Genomic DNA, 24,305 nt, shown 5'->3' on the forward strand with positions numbered 1-24,305 from the left:
GGGCCATGCCCGGCTGTTGTCGTTTCCGAAGCCGTCCCCCAAGAATCACCGCCATGACCACGACCCTGTCCGCTGCCGCCGCACTCCCCAGTGAGATCGTGCAGTCCCCGCTGCCGCGACTGAAGATCACCGAGATCTTCCTGTCCCTGCAGGGCGAAGCCGATACCGCCGGCTGGCCGACCGTGTTCGTGCGCCTGACCGGCTGCCCGCTGCGCTGCACGTACTGCGATACCGCCTACGCCTTCCATGGCGGCACCTGGTGGGACATCGACGCGATCGTGGAAGAGGTGCTGGCCCAGGGCGTGCACCACGTCTGCGTGACCGGTGGCGAGCCGCTGGCGCAGAAGCGCTGCCTGGTGCTGCTGGAGAAGCTCTGCGATGCCGGCCTGGACGTCTCGCTGGAAACCTCCGGTGCGCTGGATGTCAGCGCCGTCGATCCGCGCGTCTCGCGGGTGGTCGATCTGAAGACCCCCGGCTCCGGCGAAATGGCCCGCAACCGCCTGGAGAACCTGCCGCTGCTGACCAAGCGCGACCAGATCAAGTTCGTCCTGTGCAGCCGCGAAGATTACGAATGGGCCCGTGGCATGGTCCGTGAACATCGCCTCAACGAGCGCAGCATGGTGTTGTTCTCGCCGAGCAAGAGCGAGGTCAGCCCGCGCGAGCTGGCCGACTGGATCGTCGCCGACCGCCTGCCGGTGCGCTTCCAGATGCAGCTGCACAAGCTTCTGTGGAATGACGAGCCGGGCCGGTAAGCCGCCTCGGCATTCCCTGATGTACCCGGCGCGGGACAGCGTGCTGGTTCCCTGCAAACCACCGGAAACACCCCCATGAAGAAAGCAGTCGTCCTCCTGTCCGGCGGCATGGACTCCGCCGCCGTCGTCGCCATCGCCCGCGAGCAGGGTTTCGCCGTCCACGCCCTGAGCGTGCGCTACGGCCAGCGCCACACCTCCGAACTCGACGCCGCCGCGGCGGTCGCCAGCGCGCTGGGCGCGGTGGCCCACAAAACCGTCAACGTCGACCTGCGCAGCATCGGCGGCTCGGCCCTGACCGACGATATCGACGTGCCCGAAGCGGGCGGTGAGGGCATCCCGGTCACCTACGTGCCGGCCCGCAACACCATCATGCTGTCCGTCGCGCTGGGCTGGGCCGAGGTGCTGGGCGCCAACGACATCTTCTGTGGCGTCAACGCCGTGGACTACTCCGGCTACCCCGATTGCCGCCCTGAGTTCATCCAGGCCTTCCAGGCGCTGGCCAACCTGGCGACCAAGGCGGGTGTGGAAGGGGCGGGCATCCAGGTCCACGCGCCGCTGCAGTTCCTGAGCAAGGCCGACATCGTGCGTGAAGGCGTTCGCCTCGGTGTGGACTTCGGCCTGACCGTGTCCTGCTACAACGCCGACGATCAGGGCCGCGCCTGCGGGCACTGCGACGCCTGCCGCCTGCGTGCGCAGGGTTTCACGGATGCCGGCGTACCGGATCCCACCCACTACGTGTGATGCCGGACGGGTACGCATGAGCGCGAAGATGCGTTAGAATGCGCACCCCCGGCGTCATGTCGGGGATGCAATGGGCCGTTAGCTCAGTTGGTAGAGCAGAAGACTTTTAATCTTTTGGTCGATGGTTCGAATCCATCACGGCCCACCATTGCAATCAATACCTTAGAGCGTGCTTTCCACCGCTCCCTACTGCTCTCCGTAATTTGCCCCGTAATTGGGTCGCATTTTGCTGCATTCTTGTCATGCCTTTCGGTATGCTTCGGCCACTGAACTGTGGAGATCAACGTGGATAAGGTACTGCCAAGAAGGTTGGGGGCAGAGCCAGTCGTTGACGCGATTTGCGAAATCCGCTTCGAGAAAGCCAGCTTTGACATCGTTGGCCTGTTGCCGGGTCTGCTGATGGATCGACTGGGTCCAGTTGACGAGGTCCTCAAACTGCCCGCTGGCCACGTTCCGGCAGGAATTGAAATAGGAGACCTCGCAGAGCAGCCTCACGTTCGTGTGCGAGTTGGCCGTGTATTTGTGTCAGTGGGGCCGCGCGTCCTCGCCGTGGCGATGCCGGATCCGTACCCCGGTTGGGCTGTTTTCCGTGAGGCAGCGTTGAACGTCTTCAACCTGAGCCGCGAAAAGAAACTTGTTGAGCTGGTCTCGCGTGTTTCAGTGCGATACACAGACCTCATCCAAACGGGGCAGTTTGATCAATTGCGAGCGGAGTTGAGTTTGGGGGGCGTTTCAACGTTTGATGCCGTCGAGATCCGGGCCGATCGCAAGGTGGATGGTGTCAGAGTCATCAACACGATTGCGTCTCCTGCCTCGCTAGGCGACGGTCGATCTGGGTTGGTGGTAGACACTGACACGATTATTGAAGGTCCAGATGACTTTTGGAATCGAGCCGCGGAGCACTTGGATAGGCTTCACACGGTGAGCAAGGAGGTCTTCTTCAGCATGATCAATGAAGACACCCTAAATTCTCTCAGGCCGGAGTACGACTGATGAATGGAAGCTATGTATCACTCGCGGGGTTGAGGGGCACGGCCCCCTTTGCAATTCCTGCGCTGTTTTTGGCGCTCTCTGGAGGGCCGCCCGCGATCAGCGTAGACCAAGCGTCTTCTTCCGGTCAGCTGGGGTGGAGGACTGCCGCCAGCTCGCAGACGGTGCAGACAAAGAGGTTCTCGCCGGGCGCGGTAAAGGCTTTCGTTCCCAAGACAGCTATGGGTAAGTCGCTGCACGAGCTCAGGAAAAAAATTCTTCAGGCTGGCGGTGCGCGACCTGCATCCTCGCTTCTTGCTGAAATTAGGGAGCAGCGGGGCGAAATATGAGCGCTAGGCCGCGCGTCTACGTTGACTCCTGCGTCTTGATACTTGCGGCACAGGCAGCGGAAGATGAAATCGCTATCCAAGCGATGGAAGAACTTGATCGCCCCGACGTAGAGTACGTTTTCACTGCCCTCGTCGAGCATGAAGTTCTTCCTAGCCCGATGCGGAACGGCTATCCAGACCAAGTCGCGTTTTACCGCCAATACCTGGACTCTGCCACCAGGGTACATTGCGACGAGGAAGAGCAGCAGGCGGCATTTACGCTTCGAATGGAAAGCGTCGGCCTCGCGCTGGTGGATGCCTATCACCTAAGTGCGGCAGCGAAGGCAGGGGCTCAAGAATTTGTTACGGCAGAGGGGCTGACGAAGCCCATGGTCTCTAATACTCCCCCCTCTGTGCGGCCCATGATAGTGCGGACCATTAGGACGTAACTTTGCCTGATGGTCTTACATGGGGCACGCTTTTGTCATATGCATCAACAACTTAGGCGCCCGATGGGCGCCTTTTTTGTGTCTCCGGGAAAATTGCCGGGAAAATTCAGCGCTTGCGCGGTGGTTTCACGAGCGGCACCTCGTGGTCGTACAGCTGCCGCATCGCTTCGGATTTGTGCCCGCCGGACGCCTTGTTCTCGCTGTCGGTGATGCCGCGATGCTTCAGGCCGTGCAGGGCGAACCGCTCCGACTCGGTGATCACGCCGACACGCATCGCTTCGGTGATGAAGCGTTACCAGGCGCTGTCCAGCGCGGACTTGCCGATCGGGTTGCCCGATCGCTCGACCAGCAGGCGCTGCCGAAAAATTCGCGCACCCTGCAGTAGAGACTGTTGAGCACCTCGGTCGGTGTGCGTGCGGCGTTGCGGATACAGGCGCTCCTGACCGGCCCTCGGGACCTGTGGTGGCCATTGCCGCCAGCGGCCTGATGCAGATCATTCAGGCGGGAGCCGTCTGGACGGTCTTGCGGAGCAACTCGGCTGTGGATTGGGCGTGGGCAAGGCGGGGTAACACCCCGATTGCGCAGTTGAATTAATGTGCATACAATAAATGACGTGGAAATCACTTACGACGCCGCCAAGAACGCCCGCAATGTTGAAGAGCGCGGTCTGTCCTTCGAGCTGGTGCATGCGTTCGATTTCCAGACCGCCTTGTTCGTCGTCGATGACCGAAAGGAATACGGCGAGGTGCGCTACCGGGGGCTGGGGTTGATAGGTGAGCGGGTACACGCGCTGGTCTTCACCGAAACCCCCAAGGGCATCCGGGTCATCAGCTTCCGCAAGGCCAACAGAAGAGAGGTCAAAAGCTATGAACAAGCACAAGCACAGCGAGGTGCCTGACAAGGACAATCCGGAATGGACCGAAGGCGATGTGGCCCGCTCGGTTGCGTTCACCGGGTTGCCGGCTGGGCTGCAGGGCAAGCTGCGTGGCCGGCCCAAGGCGGCGGAAACGAAGGAACGCATCACCATCCGTCTGTCACCGGATGTGCTGGATGCCTTCCGCGAAACCGGTGCTGGCTGGCAGACCAGGATTGACGCGGTGCTGAAAGATTGGGTGGTGGCGCGTCAGGGCAAGCTGCCGTCGACGGTCGCCAAGCGTTCGACAGTGGCCAAGCGTGCGGTTGCGAAGCGGCCTATGGCGGCCAAGAGGTAATGCCCGGCGCGAAGCCGGGCGCACCTGAGTTGCCGGCATAGGATGTGGCGGATGACGGAACGTGCAGGAGATCGATCTGTACTTGACTGCGTGCCGTGAGGAAGCCGGCGCGGACGTGGCCAATGCCCAGCTGGCCGCGCTCTTCCGTTCCAACGCTGCGGCTACTCGTGGCAGCGACGAGGTTCTCGGGTGCCGCCAGCACCAGCTGCAGGGCGTCGAACAGGGTGAGCATCTGTGCGTGATTCTTGATGACCCGCTCCATGCGCAGGTCATTGCAACTGCGCAGTAAGCCCTCATGGAAGTGCAGGCGCTGCTTGAACGCTTCCAGCACCCGACCCTCTGCGCGCACGGCCTTGATCAGGAAGTGACTCAGGTTCTCGACCTGCATCGCGTTGAGGTTGTCCGCTGCGATCCGGCTTTCGGAGGTGACCTGCGGTTTGCGGAAGTGCAGTTTGACGATACGAGTCCACCGTTTCGCTGCTGCCACATCAACGCTCAGTTCGACCACGGCACAGCCCAGCATTGCATCCATAATGAAGGCAACATGGAGGTCGCCTTCATCATGCCTCCGGTTCGCCCCGGATCGCATCAGGCCCCGTCCCTTCTGCATGGAACGCGTCGTGAACAACCAGCTCCCACATCCCCGGTCTACCTTCCGTCCCCGCGCGCTGCTGCGTGGCACTGCACTGGTCCTTGCCCTGATTGCCCTGGATGCGGGCGCCGCGCAGGATCTGACGATCACCTACTACGACGTGCAGGGCGACACCCTGCAGGAACTGCGCGCCTCACTGAACGCGCACGGGCCCGTCGGCAAGGACGGCGTGCGCCATCACGGCCACGTGGACTGGTACGTGGGGTGGAACTTCGACTATGCCCCACGAGGTGCAGGTTGCAGACTCGGCAAGGTGCGCATGCAGGTGAGGGCCACCATGGTGCTGCCGCGCTGGACCGGCGCGGACACGGCGCCCGCCTCGTTGCAACAGGAATGGGCGCGCTACAGCCAGGCGCTGCGGGTACATGAAGACGGCCATGCAGCGCATGCCGATCAGGCTGCCGAGGAGATCCAGCGGCGGTTCGCCGCCGTCGGCGGCGGGATGCGCTGCCCGCAGCTCGGTGAGGAACTCAACCGCATCGGGAAAGCGGTTCTCGATGAGTACGCCGCGCGCGACAAACAGTACGACGAGACCACCGAGCATGGTGCCACGCAGGGCGCGCGTCTCTAGCGCGCAGGAGGCACTGCAGTGAGCGGCTCAGTGCCGCGTGATGTCCTCGGCAACGGTCTCCAGCAGTCGTTGCGCGCGTGCGCGTGCCCCTTCGCCAGCGCGGGGCGTGATCGGTAGATCGGGCGCGATGCCGGCCACTTCATCGGTGCCGTCTGCGCGCAACCGGACACAGTCCGGAATACGCATGCGCAGGTGTGAGTGGGGCAGCTCGCGCGATGGGGCGCCGCTCATGAAACCGCAGCCGTAGCCACCACTACCGGTGCCGACGATGCGCGCGATGCGGTTGTCCTGCATGCGCGCGGCAAACATCTCCGCCGAGGACACGGTCTTGCCATTGGTGATGACGTAGACCGGCCCGTCCCACGCACCCCAGTGGGCGCGCAGGTCCTGTGCCCAGTCGAGACGGTGGGCGATCAGGAAATCGTCCAGCGTATCCACCGCCTGGCTTGGCAGCGGGCCACCGGAGGTGCCTGCCGCGACCAGGCGGCGGCACTGGCCGCCGTTCCATGGCTGCTGGGTCCGCCACACCCAGGACAGGTCGCAGGCCGGAAGACTCAGTGCACGCCGCGAAGCATCGAAGCTGGCGCGCTCCGCCGTCAGCAGGCGGCGGGCGGTGGCGGCCGGATGATGGCGGCGCAGGGCATCGTCGAGTCGCTCGTACTGTTCGTCGAGATAGGGCTTGCCTGCGGCGGACTGACTGACCAGCAGCGTGGCCGACGTGACCGGCCGCGGGCTGAACAACCGCGCAAGCGTGTCGCCACTGTCATCCCCGCCCGGGTTGTCGCCGACATCGACCAGCACGGCATCGACGCCATCGTGCTGGAACCGGCGCAGGCTGCCGGCGATCATGGCCACCCAGCCGTTCACCAGCGCGCTGCGCATGTCGCCGATGGAATCGGCATGGCGCAGCTGTGGCCACAGCGCGTGGCATAGACCGGGATAGCGCAGCGCATCGAACTCGTGCAGCCGAAGCACGCCCACCTTGCGTCCCTCGGGCAACGCGAGGATGCCGGCGCGCAGCGCAGGGTCTGCCTGGCCGTCCAAGGGTATGTAGCCGGGCAGTGTTTCCAGCGGAAGGCTGAAATCCTGCCGGCCTTCATCGGCGACCCCGAGCGCGGCGCAACCGGCACTCGGGCCCAGCGTGCGCGGATCGACAGCCCGTGGTGGCTGGGACGTGCCGCCTGCATCCAGCCGGTCGAGCAGCGCAAGGTGGCCATCATGGAAGCCGGCCAGAAAACTGCGCAGCGCCTGGGTGGCCTGGGCGTCATTGCGTGCCTCGGCGAGGTCGCGCTGTGCCCGGGCATCAAGGGTCGGCAGATCGACGCCGCTCTCGGGCGAGGCCATCCAGGCCAGGTGCCCGTAGTCGCTCTGCAATGCTGCTTTGAGCACCGCGTAATCTGCCCGCCAGGCATCCCGATCCACTGCCGCGGCCGCGCTCACGCCACTGGCCGAGAGCGTGCCCACCGCCGCCAACAGGCCCGCCATCCATCGCATGGTTGCCATCACATCCTCCCTGAGTCGGGCCGGCACATCCGGCTTCCGCGTGACTGTCCACCCTCGATCTTAGTCAAGGGGACGCCTCGCAGGTAGTGGCAGCGGTGCCGTGCGCACACCTGCACGTCGAGGCGGAGAAGCGCCATGAGTATCGCAGGGAAGGACGCCACCGGCCCATCCTTGCGCCGGGCGGACCGTGTCGGCTGGAGGATGCGCCGCATACACCCGCTACGCACGCGATCGCGCACAATAGGCCGTCTTTGAGCTGATTGCTGTTGGAGGTGCCATGAAACGTGTCGTCCTGCTGAGCCTGGGGGCGCTTGCGCTCGCGGCGTGCTCCAAACCTGAATCCGCCGATCAGGCGGGCCCGTCGGCCACCGCCGAGGCCCCCACCGCGGCCAAGCCCGCCGACCCTGCCGCTGCCGCGACCCAGTCCCCGTCGTTCGATTGCGCCAAGGCACAGTCCGAGGCCGAGAAACTGGTGTGCGTCGATCCGCGGCTGGCCGCGCTGGACCGTCAGCTGGCCGCGCTCTACAAGCGCGTGCAGACCAGCCCGGACGAGCTGGACATCGCGGCCGAGCAGCGTGGCTGGATCAAAGGGCGCGATGCCTGTTCGCGCGCGGTGGATCCCAAGCGCTGCCTGGTGGAGTCCTATCAGACCCGTCTGGTCGAGCTGACCATCAACGGCGGCGGCATCCAGGTGCCGGCGAAGGTCGAGTACCGCTGCGACGACAACAGCAAGCCGGTGACGGCGGTGTTCTACAACGACATCGACCCGACCGCGGCCGTGGTCAGCTGGGGCAGCGATCAGGCGATCGTCTTCCCGATGCCCGTCAGCAAGGACGAGAACAATGGCGGCCGCTGGGGCCGGGAGGGCGTCGATCTGCGTATCCACGACGACCAGACCACCCTGGACTTCTACGGCACCACGCTGCAGTGCCAGATCGCCCGGTGATGCCGGCCACCGCCGCGTCGCTCAGCGCACGCGGCGGTAGCGCACCTCGTTCTGCCGGTCGCCGACCTCGGTGGTGACGAACCCGTCGCGGCTCTGGCTGATATCGAACACGCTGCTGCCGACGTTGAGCTGGCCGCCGTTGATCCAGCCATTCAACGTCTGGCCGCGGGTCTGCGCGCTCATCCGGCCATCGCTGTCGATGCGCATGCGGATGTCGGCATTGAAGGTCGGGTTGTAGCCCTCGAATTCTCCGATCATCCAGCCGGGTACGTAGGACGTATGCCGGGCGCCCTGGTAGGTGTTGTCGTCGTAGCGCGCGTCGTCCTTGTTGGCGTTGTGCGCCAGCGCGCCGAGGATGGCCGCGCCGATCAGCACGCCGGCGGCGACCTTGGCGTCATGGTTGTCATCATCGTGGCGATCATCACGGTCGCTGCCGCCGTGGACCCGGAACGAGGCCCGGCAGCCATCATCCACCCAGACCTCGCGGCGGTCGTAGTCCCAGGTGCGGCCTTGCCGGCAGTCCGCACCGGACAGCTTGCGGTCCAGGGTGACGTAGCCGGCGCGGGGCAGGGTGCAGGATTGATAGCGGTTGTCGCGGCTCTCGCAGGTGACGAAATCATCCGCACGCGCGTTCTCGAACGGAAGCAGCAACAGCAGGGGCGTGGCCAGCAGCGTACGAAAAAGCATGACGTCGATTCCGGCAGGGAAAGGAAGCGCGTTTCACTGACGCCGACGATGGGCACGCGGGCATGAAATCCGGATGAAGATCACCCGCCATTCAACCCGATCAGCGGCCTCAGGCGCAGGCGGCCAGCGGTTGCTGGAAACAGGCCCGGATCGCGTCGAGCAGTTCGCTCATGCTGTACGGCTTGGGCAGGAAATGCATGCCAGGGCCGAGCTGCGGCACCACGACGGAAGGCTCCAGGCCCGAGGTGACCAGCACCGGCAGCCCGGGCCGTTCCTGCTTGACCCGATGGGCGGCCTCGATGCCGCTGACCGCACCCAGGCAGACATCGGTGAACACCAGATCGAAGCGCTCGCCGGCCTGGAGCAGCCCCAGCGCGGCTTCCGCCGAACTGACCGCAACAACTTCGCAGGCCTGGCTTTCCAGTGCCATGCGGCTCAGTTCGCGGGTGTCTTCGGTGTCTTCGATCAACAGCACGCGGGGTTCGGGATGGTGCTTGGACAACAACATGGAGCGTGGTTCCTGCTTACCCCCGGACAGGGGCGCGCAAGTATCGCGGGCCGCCGGTGAGGAGGCCGTGGACGGCGCCGAAATGCCGGGTGAACCCCCCGCGTGGCCTGCCTTCGGGTAGCTCATGCCGGTGTGAGGGACCGGGGCCTGCGGCGGTGCCAGGCCCAGACCAGCGCCACCGCCAGCCCTGCCGCTGACAGGCGCAGCACGGTAGCCGGCCAACCGACGGCCGTGGCCTCGGTGATCACGAACACGTTCCAGGCCAGGTTGAGCGAGACATGCAGGGCAAGCCCGCTCCACAGGGTGTAATCGTCCAGGGTATTGAGCCAGGCGAACACCAGCCCACCGATGCCGGTGATGGCGAACACCTGCAGGGCCATGCCGCCGCCACCGCCGAACGACCACCAGTGGATGGCGCCGAAGATCACGGCCTGGACCAGCGCGGCAGCCAGCCACGGCCAACGCTGCTGGCGGTGCGCGAAGATGAAACCGAAACCGCGGAAGATGATCTCTTCGGCGAGTGGAAACAGCACGCCGAGCATCAGCAGGGCGAGAACGTCCTGGGTCGCATTGAATCCCCCCAGCCACCACAGACCCAGCCAGCACGGCAACGTCGCCAGCAGCGCCAGGGCCGGCCCCTGCCAGCCATTCCAGCGCAACCCGAGCAGCGCGTGCAGGCGCTGCCCCGGCCGCACCAGCAGCGCGGCCACGAGCAGCACCAGCAGCACGCCCAGGCCGTTGTCGAGGATGGCGCCGCCATAGGGGATCGGCAGCTTCGGGATCGGGGTGCCCAGCCACGCGGCGAGGTCGCGCAGATTGATCGACACGGCCAGGGTCAGCACGACCACGCAGGTGGCCAGCCAGGTGGGCAGGCGGAAGGACGGCATGGGACGCTCCATATCCAGGGATGCGTGGAGTGTTGGCGAGGACAGGCCGGGCAGCATGGGGCATTGGTCGGGGGGCCATCGGTCATGGCCGTGTTGCACCACGGTCAGGTGGGACCGGCTAGAGTGCGGCTTTGCCCCTTGGATAACTGCCCATGCAATGCCCCGTATGCAAGACCCAAGCGCTGCAGATGTCCGAGCGCCAGGGCATCGAGATCGATTACTGCCCGCAGTGCCGTGGCGTGTGGCTGGACCGTGGCGAGCTGGACAAGATCATCGAGCGCTCGGCCGGTGCCGCAGCACCGGCCCCGGTACGCGCGGCTGCTCCGCCGCCGCCGGCCGCCGTGCAGCACCGTGACACCCGCCATCTGGGCCAGCAGCAGTACGGCGACCAGCACGGCTACCGCAAGAAGAAAAAAGAGAGCTTCCTGTCGGACCTGTTCGACTTCTGACAGGCGCCTGTGCCGTGCTCAGGCGCGGCGCAGGATGAATTCCCGGTCGACACTGTCGCCGACCGGAAAATCGTATTCGCCGGCCTTGCTGCAGCCATAGCGCGCATAGAAGCGCTGCGCACCCAGATTTTCCGACCATACGCCGACCCACAGCGTGCGCCGCTGCGGTTGATCGAGCCACGCCAGGAACGCGTCCATCAGGCGCGCGCCGTGACCACCGCGCTGGTGGCTGGCGAGCAGGTAGAGACGTTTGAGTTCGATATCGCCCTCGGCGGCATCGGCATGCGGCAGGCTGTTCGGCCCTGCGGCGAGATAGCCCACCACACGTGCGCCGTCTTCCAGCAGCCACGCCGCATTGCGTGGGTCGGCGAGCTCGCGGCGTTGTGGCTCGACCGCGTAGTGGCTGTCCAGAAAATCGCGCAGATCCTGCGGCGGGTACGAATCGCCAAAGGTCTCGGTGTAGGTGGCGATGGCGATCGCCGAGAGCGCATCGGCATCGGCAAGGGTGGCGCGGCGGAGGGTCAACGTCATGGCGCAAGGCAGGCAGAGCGGGCCGGCAGCTTACGGCATCGCTTCAACTGGCAGGGGTTCCGGGTACCAGGGGCACCCGGAACCTGTCACGGCCGCTGGATCAGAACCAGACGCGCACGCCCGCCACCCAGCGGGTATCGCGCGCGCGCTCACCGGCCGCCTCGTGGTAATCAGCGGTATCGCCGAACAGCCGCTCGTGGCTGATGCCGATGTAAGGCGCGAAGCGGCGGCTGAACTCGTAGCGCAGGCGCAGCCCGGCCTCGACCTTGTTGAGTCCCGAACCGTTGCCGTACGCCGGCTCGTCCTTGGCCGAGAACGTGGCTTCCACCAGCGGCTGCAGGATCAGGCGGTTGGTCAGCAGCAGCTCGTACTCCACTTCCACCGTCGCAGCAAACTGTCCGCCTTCGCCGATGTAGGCCGTGGCCGAGGTCTCGAACTTGTACGGCGCCAGGCCCTGGATGCCGAACGCCGCCCACGTGCGCGAATCCGCCGGGCGGAAATCCTGCTTCACGCCGACCAGCACGTCCCACCACGGCGAGACGCTGCGGCCGTACATCATCTCGAGATTGGCCGACTCGGTGCGGCCGTCACCGCGCTCGCCTTCGCTGCGCAGCCATAGCCGGTTGATGTTGCCACCGACCCAGCCGCTGGCCTCCCACGCCTGGCCGGTACCGTGCTGGCCGTCCCAGTGTTCCAGGCGGTTGACCAGCAGCATGCTGTGGATCTCCGGCGCATGCTCCATCGCACCGTGGTCGATCGCAGGGAACGCGGCGAGGCGGTCGGCGGGTGTCACCACCGGAATCGGTTCGCGCGGCTCGATGAGCGCGGGTGGCTTCTGCATGCCATGGTCCATCGTCGAGTGGTCCATCTGGCTGTGATCGGCGCTGCCATGGTCCATCATCGAATGGTCCATCTGGCTGTGATCTGCGCTGCCATGGTCCATCGTCGAATGGTCCATCTGGCTGTGATCGGCGCTGCCATGGTCCATCATCGAATGGTCCATCTGGCTGTGATCGGCGCTGCCGCCATCTGCCGGTGGCGCATCGGTCGTGATCGGTGCCGTGGCATGGCCGGCATGCGACTGCGCCCACGTCGGGGCGGACAAGGCCAGCAGCAGGGCAGCGCTGAGGGTGGACATCGCGGTAAGCGGAGCGCGGCTCATTCTTCGATCCTCACTTCGCGCATCATGCCCGCTTCCATGTGGTACAGCAGATGGCAGTGGTAGGCCCAGCGGCCGAGCGCGTCGGCGCGCACGCGATAGGTGCGGCGGGTGCCCGGTGGCATGTCGATGGTGTGCTTGCGCAGGTGGAACTGGCCATCGGCGTTTTCCAGGTCGCTCCACACGCCATGCAGATGGATCGGGTGCTGCATCATCGTGTCGTTGACCAGCACGATGCGCATGCGTTCACCGTAGTTCAGGCGCAGCGGTTCGGCGCTGGCGAACGGAATGCCGTCAAAGGACCAGCTGAATTTCTCCATGTGGCCGGTCAGGTGCAGCTCGACCTCGCGGCCGGGATCGCGGCCATCGGGATCGTCGAACAGGCTGCGCATCGCACCGTAGGTCAGCACGTGACGACCGTTGTCGCGAAGGCCGATGCCGGGATCATCGAGCTTGGAGTCGGTGGCCATGCTCTGCATGTCCACCAGCGGATTGCCTTTTTCGCTGGCCGGGTGGCGCGGCGCCTTGGAATCAGTGCCGTGCGCGCCGTGGCCCATGCTCGCGCCGCAGCCACCTTCCATGCCCTTCATGTCGTGCCCCGCCATACCGTTTCCGGCATGGCCCATGTCATGGCCCATGTCGCTCATGGTCAGCAATGGGCGCGGGTCGCGCTTGGGAACCGGCGCCTGCAGGCCGTGGCGGACCGCCAGCGTGCCGGCGGCATGGCCGGTGCGGCCCATGTCCTGGCAGAAGATCGTGTAGGCATCCTGTCCACTGGGTTCGACGATCACATCGAAGGTCTCGGCCGGCGCGATGCGGAACTCATCGATGCTGACCGGGTGGATGTACTGGCCATCGGCGGCGACCACGGTCATTTTCAGGCCGGGGATGCGCACATCGAAGTAGGTCATCGAGCCCCCGTTGATGAAGCGCAGCAGCACCTTCTCGCCACTGCGGAACAGCCCGGTCCAGTTGCCCGCCGGGGCGGTGCCGTTGAGCAGGTAGGTATAGGTGTGGGCGTTGATGTCGGAGATGTCGGTCGGCGTCATCCGCATCCGGCCCCACATGCCGCGGTCGGCGGTGGCTGCGGCCCAGCCATCCCGGCGCACATCACGGAGGAAGTCGGGCAGGGTGCGCTTGTAGTAGTTGTCGTACTCGGCGAGCTTCTTCATGCGCCGGAACAGCGCCCCAGGGTCCATGTCGGTCCAGTCCGAGAGCACGATCACATGCTCACGGTCGAAGCGGTACGGCGCCGGCTCGAGCGGGTCGATGATCAGCGCGCCGTACAGGCCGGCCTGTTCCTGGAACATCGAATGGCTGTGGTACCAGTACGTGCCCGACTGCTTGAGGGTGAACCGGTACTGGTAGGCCTCGCCGGGGGCGATGCCGTTGAAGCTCAGGCCGGGCACGCCGTCCATGTTGGCCGGCAGCAGCAGGCCGTGCCAGTGGATGGAGGTGGGGTGCCCCTGCAGCGTGTTGGCTACCCGGATGTTGACCGTCTGGCCTTCGCGCCAGCGCAGGATCGGCGCCGGCAGGCTGCCGTTGACGGTGATCGCCGGGCGGGTGCGCCCGGTGAAGTTGGCCAGCGATTCGCCGATGCTCAGCTGCACGTCATGGCTGCTGAGCACCTGCGGGGCACCGGCCAGGCCGGGGCCGGCGGCCGCGAAGGCGCGTGGGCTCAGGCCGGTGGCGGCCAGACCGGCGACCACGCCGCCGGCAGCCACGCCCTGCACGAACAGGCGGCGTGACGGCATGGGCGGGGTGCCCATGCCGGGTGTTTTAAGGAAAGACATTGCAACTCCGGATCCGATTCGAATGGCACGCGGGGTGCCGGCAACGCCCGCAGGCGGGGCCATGCGGGCAGGGCATCAGGCAGGCGCTCGCAGAGCGCTGCGGATCAGGCGATCGGAGGGCGGGTGATGCGGTCCAGCGGCGGTGTCGGTTGCGACGGATGCGGGGCCGGCAGCGGGGCCAGCGACAGCGGCGGGGGCGTGGCCAGCCAGGCGACCTGGGCGGTCAGGCTGGGTTGCTGCGCGCAGCTGCGCAGGCAGTCCTTGATCTTGCAGTGGTCGCCATCGTGAGGCGCCTGCACGCCGCTGGCGGCACCGGGCACGGCGTGATGGTCATGCGGGAGAGCGGCCGCCGGTGCATCATGGCAGGGCGGCGCGGCACGGCTTGCGGTGGCCGGCTCGGCCAGGGCGAGCGCCATCGGGCCGGCCATGGCCACGTTCAGCCCGTTGAGCAACAGGCTGAGCATCAGGACGACTCGCAGGAGCAGGCCACTGGCGGACATGGGGCTCACCTTACTGCCAAATCCGCACGGTCGCACCTATGGCTGAACACGCGGTTCAACTCTGGAGCAAGGTCTGTCTGGCCGCCCCGGCGCATCAGCCTTCCTCGCGCACGATCTCGACCAGGCGGTCGCCGTAACGGGCCAGCTTGGTGCCACCGATGCCCCCGACCCGGCCCAGCGCATCGACGCTGGTGGGGCGCTGTTCGGCAATGTTGCGCAGGGTGCTGTCGTGGAAGATCACGAAGGCCGGCACGTTCTGCTCGCGCGCGAGTTCGGCGCGCAGGCCCCGCAGCGCATTGAACAGCGCCAGGTCCTGAGGCAGCACCGACAGGCCGGTGCGCTGGCCGCTGCGATCGCGCTCGCGGGCCGCCTTGGGCGTCTCGCGGCGCATCATGACCTTGCGCTGGCCCTTGAGCACCTCGCGGCTGCCATCGGTAAGGCGCAGCCCGCCGTAGGCGCTGCTGTCCACCTCGAGCAGGCTGGAGGCGACCAGCTGGCGGAACACGCTGCGCCAGGTACGCGCGTCCAGATCCTTGCCGATGCCATAGGTGCTCAGTTCGGTATGCCCGAACTGGCGGACCTTCTCGTTCTCGCCCCCACGCAGGATGTCGATCAGATGGCCCACGCCGAAGCGCTGGCCACTGCGGTAGACGCAGCTCAATGCCTTCTGGGCGGCGACGCTGGCATCCCAGGCATCGGGTGGCAGCAGGCAGTTGTCGCAGTTGCCGCAGGGCTGGGGGTAGGTCTCGCCGAAGCCGGCCAGCAGGACCTGGCGGCGGCACTGCATGGATTCGCAGTAGCCGAGCAGGTGGTCCAGCTTGGAGCGTTCCAGCGCTTTGCGCTCTTCGCCCGCCTCGGACTGCTCGATCATCTGTTTGAGCAGCACCACGTCGCCCAGGCCGTAGCAGAGCCAGGCCTCGGCGGACTCGCCATCGCGACCGGCGCGGCCGGTTTCCTGGTAATAGCCTTCCATCGATTTGGGCAGGTCGGTATGCGCGACGAAACGCACGTCCGGTTTGTCGATGCCCATGCCGAAGGCGATGGTGGCGCACATGACGATGCCATCCTCGCGCAGGAAGCGACGCTGGTTGGCGGCGCGGACCTCGGGCGGCAGGCCGGCGTGGTAGGGCAGGGCGTTCAGGCCCTCCTTGCAGAGGAACTCGGCGGTTTCCTCGACCTTGCGCCGCGACATGCAGTAGACGATGCCGGCGGCCCCGCGGTGGACCTTGAGGAAGTCCAGCAGCTGCCTTTTGGCGTTGTCCTTCTGGACGACCGTGTAGCGGATGTTGGGCCGGTCGAAGGAGCTGACGAAGTGCTGGGCGTTGGTGAGGTCCAGGCGTTCGGCGATCTCGCGCTGGGTGGGCGGATCGGCGGTGGCGGTCAGCGCGATGCGCGGCACGTCGGGCCAGCGTTCGTGCAGGACGGTGAGCTGGCGGTATTCGGGGCGGAAGTCGTGGCCCCACTGGGAGACGCAGTGGGCTTCGTCGATGGCGAACAGGGCGATCCGGCTGCGCGAGAGCAGCGACAGGAAGCGACCGGTGAGCAGGCGCTCAGGCGCGACGTAGAGCATGTCCAGTTCGCCGGCGAGCAGTTCGCGTTCGACGCGCGCACTGGTTTCGCCATCGAGGGTGGAGTTGAGGTATTCGGCGCGGACGCCGAGCTGGCGCAGGGCTTCGACCTGGTCCTGCATGAGCGCGATCAGCGGCGAAATGACGATGCCGGTGCCGTCGCGGAGCAGGGAGGGGACCTGGTAGCACAGCGATTTGCCGCCGCCGGTGGGCATGAGGACAAGCGCGTCATTGCCGGCGGCGACATGCTCGACGATCGCCTGCTGCGGACCGCGGAATTCGTCGTAACCAAAGATGCGGCTGAGCAGGTCGTGCGCGGGGCGGGAAGACATCGCCGTAGTTTACAGGGCTGGGCGCTCCGAGGCGGGTCATCCCATTCCGGATGTGAACGTAAGCGGGACACCCTTCGACCAGGCCGCCCCCCTTGAGTCAAGGGGGGCGGCGCCGCAGCGCAACCTTGGAACTCCCGCGGGGGCGAGGCCCCCAGGGGGATTACTGCAGCAGCGAACGCAGCATCCAGGCGTACTTTTCGTGGGTCTGCAGGCGCTGGGTCATCAGATCTTCGGTCGGTGCGTCATCGGCATCGTCCGCCACATCCAGCACTTTCCGGGCAGTGCGGCACACGGCCTCGTTGGCGGTGACCAACTGGCGTACCATTTCACGCCAGTCCGCGCTGTCGGTCAGGCCCGGCTCCTCGGCGATCGAGGTCAGGGCCGCGAATTCGCGGTAGGAGCCCGGGGCGTTGAAGCCCAGTGCACGGATGCGTTCAGCGACGTCGTCCAGGGCGGCCCACTGTTCGGTGTACTGGGTCTCGAACATGGTGTGCAGCGAGTTGAACATCGACCCGGTCACGTTCCAATGGAAGTTGTGGGTCTTCAGGTAGAGCGTGAACGCATCTGCCTGGAAGGCCGACAGTCCATCGGCGATCTTCTTGCGATCGCCCTCCTTGATCCCGATATCAATGTTCGGGGCCGACGGGGCCGCCGCGCCGAGTTTCTGCTTGGCCGTCTTGGGCTTTGCCGGGGTCTTGGTCGTCTTCGCCATGGGAGAATTCCTTATGGATGGGATGAATCGGATGGCCTTCACAATAGATCAGACTACCCTTTCAGTAGTAAACAAAAGTTCTAAACGAATCGATTGATGAGCGCTATCGAAAAACCACATGCAGCACGCCTGGCCCAGCAGCAGGCCGCGATCAACGGGGCCATGAGCCGCGACCGCGGTCGTTTGCTGGGGATGCTCTCGCGTTGGCGGGCCAAACCGGCGGATGCGGGGCTGGCGGCGGCGTTCGAGCAGGCCTTGCAGGCGTCCGTGCAGCGCCGTGAAGCGCGTGCGCTGAATCAGCCGGCCATCACTCTGGACGAGCAGCTGCCGATTGCGCGTGAAGCCGAGGCCATCACCGCGCTGATCCGCGACCATCAGGTCGTGGTGATCGCCGGTGAGACCGGCTCGGGCAAGACCACCCAGCTGCCCAAGCTGTGCCTGGCCGCCGGCCGTGGCACCGCCGGCATGATCGGCTGCACGCAGCCGCGGCGGATTGCCGCACGTGCGGTGGCCACGCGTGTCGCGCAGGAGCTGCAGTCCGAACTGGGCACCACCGTGGGTTACCAGGTGCGCTTCACCGACCGTGTCGGTGACGATACCCGCATCAAGTTCATGACCGACGGCATCCTGCTGGCCGAGATCAGCAGTGACCGCTGGCTGTCCAACTACGACACGATCATCGTCGACGAGGCACACGAACGCAGCCTCAACATCGATTTCCTGCTGGGCTATCTGAAGCAGCTGCTGAAGAAGCGCCCGGATCTCAAACTGATCGTCACCTCGGCGACCATCGATACCTCGCGCTTCGCCCAGCACTTTGATGATGCGCCGGTGATCAGCGTGGAAGGCCGCACCTTCCCGGTGGAAGTGCGCTACCGCCCGCTGGAAGGCGAGGGCGGCGGAGACGCCGACGGTGGCCGCGATGGCGAGCGCACCGTGAATGATGCGGTGGTCGCGGCGGTGGATGAAATCACCCGCATCGACCCGCGCGGCGACATCCTGCTGTTCTTCCCGGGCGAGCGCGAAATCCGCGATGCGCACCAGGCACTGGAGCGGCGCAAGTACCGCGGCACCGACGTGCTGCCGCTGTATGCGCGGCTGTCGGTCAAGGACCAGGACCTGGTGTTCAACCCGGGCAGCAACCGGCGCATCGTGCTGGCCACCAACGTCGCGGAAACCTCGCTGACGGTGCCGCGCATCCGCTATGTAATCGACCCCGGCTTCGCCCGCATCAAGCGTTACAGCCCGCGCCAGAAGCTGGACCGGCTGCATATCGAAGCGGTCTCGCAGGCCAGCGCCAACCAGCGCAAGGGCCGCTGTGGCCGCGTGTCCGAAGGCATCTGCTACCGGCTGTATTCCGAAGCGGATTTCCAGTCGCGCCCGGAGTTCACCGATCCTGAAATCCGCCGCTCCAGCCTGTCCGGGGTGATCCTGCGGATGCTGCAGCTGGGCCTGGGCAGGATCGAGGATTTCCCGTTCCTGGAAGCACCGGATGAACGCGCCATCGCCGATGGCTGGCAGCAGCTGGGTGAGCTGGGTGCGGTCGATGCCGAGCGCCGCCTGACCCCGATCGGGCGCCAGATGGCGCGCCTGCCGGTGGACGTGAAACTGGCTCGCATGCTGGTCGCCGCGCAGGCACAGGGCTGCCTGCGGCCGATGCTGGTGATCGCCTCGTTCCTGGGCATCCAGGACCCGCGTGAGCGCCCACCGGAAGCGCGCGCCGCCGCGGACAACGCACACGCGCTGTTCGCCGATGGGCGCTCGGAATTCGTCGGCGTGCTGCGCCTGTGGGACGGCTACCGCCAGGCCCACGAAGACCTCACCCAGTCCAAGCTGCGCGACTGGTGTGGGCGACATTTTCTTGGTTTCCTGCGCATGCGCGAATGGCGGGAGCTGCATCGCCAGCTGCGCGTGCTGTGCGAAGAGCTGGGCTGGAGTGAAGAGCCCGCCGAATCGTCGTTGGCACCGCTGCTGGCCGGGTCTTCGGCGCCGGCACCGGCGCGCGATGACGAGGCCAGGATCAAGGCGACGCGTGGCCAGCAGCACCGTGCCGCGCGGCTTGCCCGCGAAGGGAAGTCCGAACCGGCCCTTGTCGAGACCAAGGCGGCACCCGGCAACGGTGCCGATCCCGAGGCACGCAGCGCGTTCAGCGACAAGGTGCGCGCCGCGACGTACCAGACCCTGCACCGCGCGCTGATCGCCGGCCTGCCCACGCAGATCGGCCATCGCAGCGACAAGGGCGATTTCCTGGCGCCACGCCAGCGTCGCTTCCTGCCGTTCCCGGGCTCGGCCCTAGCCAAGCGGCCGCCGCCGTGGCTGCTCACAGCAACACTGCTGGACACCCAGAAGATCTGGGGTCTGACCAACGCGGCGATCGAGCCGGACTGGGTCATCAACGAACTGCCGCACCTGCTGCTGCGCAAGCACTTCGATCCGCACTGGTCGCGTGCGCAGGGCCAGGTGCTGGCCTCGGAGCAGATCAGTCTGTTCGGGCTGGTACTGGCCCCGAAAAAACCGGTGCATTACGGCCGCATCGCGCCGGGCGAGGCGCATGACATCTTCGTGCGCCAGGGTCTGGTGACCGGCGAGATCAACACCCGGGCCGGCTTCGTCGCCGACAACCTCAAGGTGCTGGAACAGGCGCGCGAAGAAGAAGCCAAGCTGCGCCGCGCCGGTATCGTCGCCGATGAAGGCTGGCAGGCGCGCTGGTACCTGGACCGGATTCCGGCCGAGATCCATTCGGCGATGGGCCTGGATACCTGGTGGAAAGCACTGGCGCCGGAGAAGCGCCGGGCGCTGTCGTGGACGCTGGCCGATCTGCTGCCGGGCGAAGGCAGCGATGCCGAGCGCTATCCCAGGTACCTGCCGCTGGGCGATGCGCGGCTGGCGCTGCATTACACCTTCGAACCCGGCGCCGAGGAAGATGGTGTGACGCTGGAGGTGCCGCTGCACCTGCTCAACGCGCTGGATCCGGCGCGGCTGTCATGGCTGGCGCCGGGCTTCGTCGCTGACAAGGCCGCCGCATTGATCCGCAGCCTGCCCAAGGCGATGCGCCGCAACTATGTGCCGGCACCGGACTTTGGCCGCGCGTTTGCCGAGGCCTTCGCCGAACCGACCGCCGATGACATCCGGGGCGAACTGGCGCGGTTCCTCTCGCGCGCGACGGGTGCCAAGCTGGCCGCGACCGATTTCGACGAAGCCTCGCTGGAGCCGCACCTGCGCATGAACCTGCGCCTGCGCGATGCGGGCGGCAAGGTGCTGGCGACCTCGCGCGATCTGGAGGCGCTGCGCGCGCGCTTCGGCGACAAGGCCGGTGAGGCCTTCGCCGCACGCGCAGGGCGTGCGCTGGCCGCGGAAGGGCTACGCGATTTCCCGGCCACCCCGATCCCGCTGCAGGTGCCGGGCGAAGCCGGCGTGCCGGCGTACCCGGCGTTGGTCGATCAGGGCGAGACCGCAGCGCTGAAGATCTTCGCCGACCGCAACGAAGCGCTCGAGCAGCACCCGCTCGGGGTTCGTCGATTGATGGAGATCGCGCTGGCCGACAAGGCCAAGCAGGCGCGCAAGCAATTGCCGGTGCCGCCCAAGACCGGGCTGCTGTACGCCGCGATCGAATCGCAGGAGCGGCTGCGGGGCGATCTGGTCGACGCGGCGATGAATGCCGTGCTGGCCGATGGGCTGGGTGATATCCGCGACCCTGCCGCGTTCGCCAAACGCAGTGCCGAGGCGGGCAAGGCGTTGTTCGGTGAGGCGATGGCGCGCCTGAAGCTGGCCGAGAACATCCTCGCCCACGTGGCCGAGCTCAAACCACAGCTGGAAGCGCCGCTGATGGGGTGGGCGCGTGGCAATCTCGATGACATGGAGCAGCAGCTTGCCGCGCTGGTCCACCCCGGGTTCCTGCGTGACACACCGGCCGATGCGTTGGCGCAGTACCCGCGCTATCTGCGCGCGATGATCCTGCGCACCGAGCGTGCCAAGCGCGATCCACCGCGTGATCAGGCCCGCATGCTCGAGCTGCGTCCGTTCGTGGAGGCGCTGGCGCAGGCCGACGCGCGCGGCCTGCGCCAGCGGCCGCAGTGGCAGGACCTGCGCTGGGACCTGGAGGAGCTGCGGGTGTCGCTGTTCGCTCAGGAGCTCGGGGCGCGTACCGGCATTTCGGCCAAGAAACTGGCCCAGCGCGTGGCCGCGCTGCAGAAGGCCTGATCCGGCAAGCCCCGTGCCGGTGCGGCACGGGGAACCAGGTACGGATTACTTGACGCGGCGGACCTTGGCGCGGGTGTTGACGCCCTGCACCTGCATGTACCACACGCCGCCCAGGCCGGGAGCGATGCTGACCTCGGGCGACTGGCGGCGGACGCCACCGACCTGGGCGTCGTCGATCTGCTCCCACTCCTGCGCGTTGGCGAGCACGTAACGCTGGCCCTTGCCGAAGCCGCGGAACGCACCGGTCAAGGTGCTTTTGATCGGCTCCTTGGTGCCGAAATCGAAGAAACCGTGGTTCTTCACGATGACTTCCTGGCGCCCCTCTTCGCGGGCCTGCTCGCGTGCGTCGGCCGCCAGGGCGGCCACTTTGCCCTGCAGCCAGTTGTTGAGCTCGGTCAGTTCCTGCGGTGTGAGTTTCTCCAGCCCGGCCGCCTTGAACTCGGCCGGCGACATCTGCTGCTGCAGATCGCCTTCCACCACGCGCTGGGCCAGCGCCGGCAGCGACACACTCATCACAATGGCCGCGCAGGCCAACAACCGCAGACGGGAAAAGCGCATGGCAGGGTCTCTCCTAGGGATGGCCGCAGTGTAGTGCCAGCGCCCGGGCATGTGCACATGCAGGCGACGGCGATTGTCGGGGGGGCGCTGCGGCGCTAGTGTAGATGGCCTCTGTCTTGTCTGTACGATGCTGTGAACCGCGCTTCTGCCCCCGGCCTGGATGCCTTGTTGAACCGACCCTCGGTGGCTTCGCTGCCGACCGAACTGCGCGAGGCGTTGCTGCAGCGCTGGCAGCAACCCGAGGCCGATCTGGAAATGCGCGCGGGCTGGCCGGTGCTGGCCGACACGCTTGATGCGCTGTCGCTGCTGTCGGCCGACGAGTCGGCGCTGCTGGCCACCCTGCTGTTCGATCTGCCGTGGCTGCGCGCCGGGCTGGACGCGTTGCCGGTCGGTGCGCTCAAGCCGGTGGTGGTCGGCCTGCTGGACGGGCTGGACGCGGCCGACCAGGTCTGGGCCCTGCATGCCGGGCGTGAGGCCGGTCGCAACAGCGAGGGGCTGCGTCGCCTGCTGCTGTCGATCATCCGCGATCTGCGCGTGGTGCCGATCCTGCTCGCCCGCCAGCTGGCCCGCATGCGCGGTGCCGATCGCCTGCCCGAGGAGGAACGGCGAGCGTTGGCTCAGCTCACCCGCGACATCCACGCGCCGCTGGCGAACCGGCTCGGCATCTGGCAGTTGAAGTGGGAGCTGGAAGACCTGGCGTTCCGCCACCTCGAACCGGAGACCTACCGCCGCATCGCCCGCGAGGTCGACGAAACCCGGTTGGCGCGCGAGCGCTATGTCGAGGCCGTCAAAAAGGCGCTGTCGCGCGAGTTGCTGGCGCAGGGCATCCGCGCCGAGGTCAGCGGCCGCCCGAAGCACATCTACAGCATCTGGCGGAAGATGCAGAAGAAGCGGCTGGCGTTCGAGCAGCTCTACGACATCCGTGCGGTACGCGTGATGGTGGACGACGTGGCCGCCTGCTACGCCGCATTGGGCGTGGTGCACGCGCTGTGGGCGCCGGTGCCGAGCGAGTTCGACGATTACATCGCGCGCCCGAAGGCCAATGATTACCGCTCGCTGCATACCGCCGTGGTCGGCCCGGAAGGTCGCACCATCGAAGTGCAGATCCGGACCCACGACATGCACGCCCAGGCCGAGCTCGGCGTGGCCGCGCACTGGCGCTACAAGGAAGGCAGCAAGGGCGCGGAGAAGGCCTTCGACCGCAAGATCACCTGGATGCGCCAGTTGCTGGAGCAATCCCAGGAGGGGCACGGCGGTGAGCTGGCCGGCGCGCTGGATGCCGAGCTGACCGAGGACCGGGTCTACGCGCTCAGCCCCAAGGACGAGGTGATGGACCTGCCGCAGGGCGCCACGCCGCTGGATTTTGCCTACCACGTGCACACCATGGTCGGGCACCGTTGCCGCGGCGCGAAGGTCAATGGCCGCATCGTGCCGTTGACCTACCGGCTGCGCAGCGGCGACCGCGTCGAGATCCTGACCGGCAAGGAGGCCGACCCCCGGCGGGACTGGCTGCTGGCCTCCAGTGGCTTCCTGGCCAGCAACCGCTCGCGTGAAAAGGTGCGCGGCTGGTTCCACAAGCTGGACCGCGCACGCAATGTGCAGGCCGGCCGCGAACTGCTCGAGCGCGAGCTGAAGCGGCTCGGCCTGCAGCATGCCGACCTTGCCATCGCGGTGAAGAAGTTCCACGCCGACAGCGTCGACGATCTCTATATCCAGGTCGCGCTGGGCGACACCGGGCCGAACCAGGTCAGCCGCGCGCTGCTGGAAGCCGAACGGGCCGCCAGCCAGCCGGCGGTGCCGGCGATGCCGCGGCCCACGGCGCGGCGCGACAGCGTGCGCAGTGCCAATTTCACCGTGCAGGGCGTGGGCAACCTGCTGGTGCAGCTGGCCCGCTGCTGCCAGCCGGTGGCCGGCGAACCGATCGTCGGCTACCTCACGCGGGCGCGTGGCGTCACCGTGCACCGCACCGACTGTGCGGCGCTGGCCCGGCTGGCCGCAGCCAGCCCGCAGCGCATTCTTCCCGTGGAGTGGGGCCAGGCCGGCGGTGGCTATGAAGTGGACGTGGTGGTCGATGCGGTCGACCGGCGCTGGCTGCTCAAGGACATCACCAACCTGATCGCGCAGGAGGATGCCTACGTCCTGGACATCCATAGCGACAACGTCCGCAACAGCGGCCGGGCGCACCTGCGGCTGCGGCTGAAGGTCAGCGACTACGGGCAGCTTTCCACCCTGCTGGGCAAGCTGGACGCACTGCCCGGCGTCAGCGAAGCCCGGCGTCTAGGCTGAGCTCACGTGCCC

Annotated in this window: 24 protein-coding genes and 1 tRNA gene; 12 read left to right on the forward strand and 13 right to left on the reverse strand. The window is 66.6% G+C overall.

Annotation, left to right across the window (positions count from 1 at the left end; translation table 11 throughout):
* Nucleotides 1–53: 53 nt before the first annotated feature.
* From queE to ORK51_RS17950, 5 genes are all read left to right on the forward strand, one after another.
* Nucleotides 54–752 (forward strand): 7-carboxy-7-deazaguanine synthase QueE, encoded by a 699-nt coding sequence (queE, locus tag ORK51_RS16020; protein WP_046272627.1) that lies wholly within the window; start codon nt 54–56, stop codon nt 750–752.
* Nucleotides 753–827: 75 nt separating this feature from the next.
* Complete coding sequence (queC, locus tag ORK51_RS16025) at nt 828–1,493, forward strand: 7-cyano-7-deazaguanine synthase QueC (RefSeq protein ID WP_019185214.1); 666 nt, start codon at nt 828–830, stop codon at nt 1,491–1,493.
* Nucleotides 1,494–1,565: 72 nt separating this feature from the next.
* Nucleotides 1,566–1,641 (forward strand) — tRNA-Lys (locus ORK51_RS16030).
* A gap of 137 nt (nt 1,642–1,778) precedes the next feature.
* Nucleotides 1,779–2,486 (forward strand): TIGR04255 family protein, encoded by a 708-nt coding sequence (locus tag ORK51_RS16035; RefSeq protein WP_266085795.1) that lies wholly within the window; start codon nt 1,779–1,781, stop codon nt 2,484–2,486.
* Nucleotides 2,487–2,808: 322 nt separating this feature from the next.
* Nucleotides 2,809–3,240: a type II toxin-antitoxin system VapC family toxin gene (locus ORK51_RS17950; protein ID WP_429000693.1), complete on the forward strand. Its 432-nt coding sequence runs from the start codon at nt 2,809–2,811 to the stop codon at nt 3,238–3,240.
* Nucleotides 3,241–3,346: 106 nt separating this feature from the next.
* Here ORK51_RS17950 and ORK51_RS16040 read toward each other — a convergent pair whose 3' ends face one another.
* Nucleotides 3,347–3,514, reverse strand: a complete 168-nt coding sequence (locus ORK51_RS16040) for a hypothetical protein (RefSeq protein WP_429000694.1) — start codon at nt 3,512–3,514, stop codon at nt 3,347–3,349.
* A 339-nt stretch (nt 3,515–3,853) separates the two neighbouring features.
* On the opposite strand from ORK51_RS16040, the gene ORK51_RS16045 reads away from it, so the two are divergent.
* Both ORK51_RS16045 and ORK51_RS16050 read left to right on the forward strand, forming a co-directional pair.
* Entirely contained in the window at nt 3,854–4,138 is a 285-nt protein-coding gene (locus ORK51_RS16045; RefSeq protein WP_070425770.1) for a BrnT family toxin, read from the forward strand.
* On the forward strand, nt 4,107–4,451 hold the full coding sequence (locus tag ORK51_RS16050; protein ID WP_070425769.1) for a BrnA antitoxin family protein: 345 nt from the start codon (nt 4,107–4,109) through the stop codon (nt 4,449–4,451). The genes ORK51_RS16045 and ORK51_RS16050 overlap by 32 nt, the downstream gene beginning before the upstream one ends.
* Here the strand turns inward: ORK51_RS16050 and ORK51_RS17955 are convergent.
* Complete coding sequence (locus tag ORK51_RS17955; protein ID WP_216636707.1) at nt 4,432–5,061, reverse strand: hypothetical protein; 630 nt, start codon at nt 5,059–5,061, stop codon at nt 4,432–4,434. The two genes, ORK51_RS16050 and ORK51_RS17955, sit on opposite strands and share 20 nt — an antisense overlap.
* On the opposite strand from ORK51_RS17955, the gene ORK51_RS16060 reads away from it, so the two are divergent.
* Nucleotides 5,060–5,674, forward strand: a complete 615-nt coding sequence (locus ORK51_RS16060) for a DUF922 domain-containing Zn-dependent protease (RefSeq protein WP_266085799.1) — start codon at nt 5,060–5,062, stop codon at nt 5,672–5,674. The two genes, ORK51_RS17955 and ORK51_RS16060, sit on opposite strands and share 2 nt — an antisense overlap.
* A gap of 27 nt (nt 5,675–5,701) precedes the next feature.
* Here ORK51_RS16060 and ORK51_RS16065 read toward each other — a convergent pair whose 3' ends face one another.
* On the reverse strand, nt 5,702–7,177 hold the full coding sequence (locus tag ORK51_RS16065) for a S41 family peptidase (RefSeq protein WP_266085801.1): 1,476 nt from the start codon (nt 7,175–7,177) through the stop codon (nt 5,702–5,704).
* A gap of 277 nt (nt 7,178–7,454) precedes the next feature.
* Between ORK51_RS16065 and ORK51_RS16070 the strand changes: the two genes are divergently transcribed.
* The gene (locus ORK51_RS16070; protein WP_070425765.1) at nt 7,455–8,123 is read left to right on the forward strand and encodes a lysozyme inhibitor LprI family protein; all 669 of its coding nucleotides are present in this window, start codon (nt 7,455–7,457) and stop codon (nt 8,121–8,123) included.
* 21 nt (nt 8,124–8,144) lie between these two features.
* On the opposite strand, the gene ORK51_RS16075 is transcribed toward ORK51_RS16070, so the two are convergent.
* The 3 genes from ORK51_RS16075 to ORK51_RS16085 form a co-directional block, all read right to left on the reverse strand.
* The gene (locus ORK51_RS16075; protein WP_266085803.1) at nt 8,145–8,810 is read right to left on the reverse strand and encodes a DUF3011 domain-containing protein; all 666 of its coding nucleotides are present in this window, start codon (nt 8,808–8,810) and stop codon (nt 8,145–8,147) included.
* Between the two features lie 109 nt (nt 8,811–8,919).
* Entirely contained in the window at nt 8,920–9,318 is a 399-nt protein-coding gene (locus ORK51_RS16080; RefSeq protein WP_019185159.1) for a response regulator, read from the reverse strand.
* 122 nt (nt 9,319–9,440) lie between these two features.
* Complete coding sequence (locus ORK51_RS16085; RefSeq protein WP_266085806.1) at nt 9,441–10,205, reverse strand: CPBP family intramembrane glutamic endopeptidase; 765 nt, start codon at nt 10,203–10,205, stop codon at nt 9,441–9,443.
* 152 nt (nt 10,206–10,357) lie between these two features.
* Between ORK51_RS16085 and ORK51_RS16090 the strand changes: the two genes are divergently transcribed.
* Nucleotides 10,358–10,654, forward strand: coding sequence for a TFIIB-type zinc ribbon-containing protein (locus ORK51_RS16090; protein WP_019185157.1), 297 nt, complete (start codon nt 10,358–10,360; stop codon nt 10,652–10,654).
* Nucleotides 10,655–10,672: 18 nt separating this feature from the next.
* On the opposite strand, the gene ORK51_RS16095 is transcribed toward ORK51_RS16090, so the two are convergent.
* The 6 genes from ORK51_RS16095 to ORK51_RS16120 all read right to left on the reverse strand — a co-directional run bounded on the left by ORK51_RS16095 (nt 10,673) and on the right by ORK51_RS16120 (nt 17,249).
* Nucleotides 10,673–11,185, reverse strand: a complete 513-nt coding sequence (locus ORK51_RS16095; RefSeq protein WP_266085808.1) for a GNAT family N-acetyltransferase — start codon at nt 11,183–11,185, stop codon at nt 10,673–10,675.
* Between the two features lie 100 nt (nt 11,186–11,285).
* The gene (locus ORK51_RS16100; protein WP_266085810.1) at nt 11,286–12,347 is read right to left on the reverse strand and encodes a copper resistance protein B; all 1,062 of its coding nucleotides are present in this window, start codon (nt 12,345–12,347) and stop codon (nt 11,286–11,288) included.
* Nucleotides 12,344–14,137, reverse strand: coding sequence for a copper resistance system multicopper oxidase (locus ORK51_RS16105; RefSeq protein ID WP_266085812.1), 1,794 nt, complete (start codon nt 14,135–14,137; stop codon nt 12,344–12,346). Before ORK51_RS16105 ends, ORK51_RS16100 begins: the two co-directional genes overlap by 4 nt.
* 104 nt (nt 14,138–14,241) lie before the next feature.
* Nucleotides 14,242–14,637: a CopL family metal-binding regulatory protein gene (locus ORK51_RS16110; RefSeq protein ID WP_261997180.1), complete on the reverse strand. Its 396-nt coding sequence runs from the start codon at nt 14,635–14,637 to the stop codon at nt 14,242–14,244.
* A 94-nt stretch (nt 14,638–14,731) separates the two neighbouring features.
* Entirely contained in the window at nt 14,732–16,537 is a 1,806-nt protein-coding gene (recQ, locus tag ORK51_RS16115) for a DNA helicase RecQ (protein WP_266085815.1), read from the reverse strand.
* Between the two features lie 160 nt (nt 16,538–16,697).
* The gene (locus ORK51_RS16120; protein ID WP_019185151.1) at nt 16,698–17,249 is read right to left on the reverse strand and encodes a Dps family protein; all 552 of its coding nucleotides are present in this window, start codon (nt 17,247–17,249) and stop codon (nt 16,698–16,700) included.
* Nucleotides 17,250–17,345: 96 nt separating this feature from the next.
* Between ORK51_RS16120 and hrpA the strand changes: the two genes are divergently transcribed.
* Nucleotides 17,346–21,449 carry an ATP-dependent RNA helicase HrpA gene (gene hrpA, locus ORK51_RS16125; protein WP_266085818.1) on the forward strand — a complete coding sequence of 1,368 codons (4,104 nt, stop codon included), beginning with the start codon at nt 17,346–17,348 and terminating at the stop codon, nt 21,447–21,449.
* A 45-nt stretch (nt 21,450–21,494) separates the two neighbouring features.
* On the opposite strand, the gene ORK51_RS16130 is transcribed toward hrpA, so the two are convergent.
* On the reverse strand, nt 21,495–22,007 hold the full coding sequence (locus tag ORK51_RS16130; protein WP_070425757.1) for a hypothetical protein: 513 nt from the start codon (nt 22,005–22,007) through the stop codon (nt 21,495–21,497).
* Nucleotides 22,008–22,139: 132 nt separating this feature from the next.
* Between ORK51_RS16130 and ORK51_RS16135 the strand changes: the two genes are divergently transcribed.
* On the forward strand, nt 22,140–24,293 hold the full coding sequence (locus ORK51_RS16135; protein ID WP_261997178.1) for a bifunctional (p)ppGpp synthetase/guanosine-3',5'-bis(diphosphate) 3'-pyrophosphohydrolase: 2,154 nt from the start codon (nt 22,140–22,142) through the stop codon (nt 24,291–24,293).
* The last annotated feature ends 12 nt before the right edge of the window (nt 24,294–24,305 follow it).

The organism is Stenotrophomonas sp. RIT-551 (assembly GCF_026241915.1).
Lineage (GTDB): Bacteria > Pseudomonadota > Gammaproteobacteria > Xanthomonadales > Xanthomonadaceae > Stenotrophomonas > Stenotrophomonas bentonitica_A.

Bases quoted from the DNA above. Each gene is read 5' to 3' on its own strand.
- recQ (WP_266085815.1), bottom strand. From the start codon at position 16,537: ATGTCTTCCCGCCCCGCGCACGACCTGCTCAGCCGCATCTTTGGTTAC.
- queE (WP_046272627.1), top strand. From the start codon at position 54: ATGACCACGACCCTGTCCGCTGCCGCCGCACTCCCCAGTGAGATCGTG.
- ORK51_RS16090 (WP_019185157.1), top strand. From the start codon at position 10,358: ATGCAATGCCCCGTATGCAAGACCCAAGCGCTGCAGATGTCCGAGCGC.
- ORK51_RS16095 (WP_266085808.1), bottom strand. From the start codon at position 11,185: ATGACGTTGACCCTCCGCCGCGCCACCCTTGCCGATGCCGATGCGCTC.
- ORK51_RS17950 (WP_429000693.1), top strand. From the start codon at position 2,809: ATGAGCGCTAGGCCGCGCGTCTACGTTGACTCCTGCGTCTTGATACTT.
- ORK51_RS16080 (WP_019185159.1), bottom strand. From the start codon at position 9,318: ATGTTGTTGTCCAAGCACCATCCCGAACCCCGCGTGCTGTTGATCGAA.
- ORK51_RS16100 (WP_266085810.1), bottom strand. From the start codon at position 12,347: ATGAGCCGCGCTCCGCTTACCGCGATGTCCACCCTCAGCGCTGCCCTG.
- ORK51_RS16085 (WP_266085806.1), bottom strand. From the start codon at position 10,205: ATGCCGTCCTTCCGCCTGCCCACCTGGCTGGCCACCTGCGTGGTCGTG.
- ORK51_RS16110 (WP_261997180.1), bottom strand. From the start codon at position 14,637: ATGTCCGCCAGTGGCCTGCTCCTGCGAGTCGTCCTGATGCTCAGCCTG.
- ORK51_RS16120 (WP_019185151.1), bottom strand. From the start codon at position 17,249: ATGGCGAAGACGACCAAGACCCCGGCAAAGCCCAAGACGGCCAAGCAG.
- ORK51_RS16075 (WP_266085803.1), bottom strand. From the start codon at position 8,810: ATGCTTTTTCGTACGCTGCTGGCCACGCCCCTGCTGTTGCTGCTTCCG.
- ORK51_RS16050 (WP_070425769.1), top strand. From the start codon at position 4,107: ATGAACAAGCACAAGCACAGCGAGGTGCCTGACAAGGACAATCCGGAA.
- ORK51_RS16040 (WP_429000694.1), bottom strand. From the start codon at position 3,514: ATGCGTGTCGGCGTGATCACCGAGTCGGAGCGGTTCGCCCTGCACGGC.
- ORK51_RS16070 (WP_070425765.1), top strand. From the start codon at position 7,455: ATGAAACGTGTCGTCCTGCTGAGCCTGGGGGCGCTTGCGCTCGCGGCG.
- ORK51_RS16060 (WP_266085799.1), top strand. From the start codon at position 5,060: ATGGAACGCGTCGTGAACAACCAGCTCCCACATCCCCGGTCTACCTTC.
- ORK51_RS16065 (WP_266085801.1), bottom strand. From the start codon at position 7,177: ATGGCAACCATGCGATGGATGGCGGGCCTGTTGGCGGCGGTGGGCACG.
- ORK51_RS17955 (WP_216636707.1), bottom strand. From the start codon at position 5,061: ATGCAGAAGGGACGGGGCCTGATGCGATCCGGGGCGAACCGGAGGCAT.
- queC (WP_019185214.1), top strand. From the start codon at position 828: ATGAAGAAAGCAGTCGTCCTCCTGTCCGGCGGCATGGACTCCGCCGCC.
- hrpA (WP_266085818.1), top strand. From the start codon at position 17,346: ATGAGCGCTATCGAAAAACCACATGCAGCACGCCTGGCCCAGCAGCAG.
- ORK51_RS16105 (WP_266085812.1), bottom strand. From the start codon at position 14,137: ATGTCTTTCCTTAAAACACCCGGCATGGGCACCCCGCCCATGCCGTCA.
- ORK51_RS16130 (WP_070425757.1), bottom strand. From the start codon at position 22,007: ATGCGCTTTTCCCGTCTGCGGTTGTTGGCCTGCGCGGCCATTGTGATG.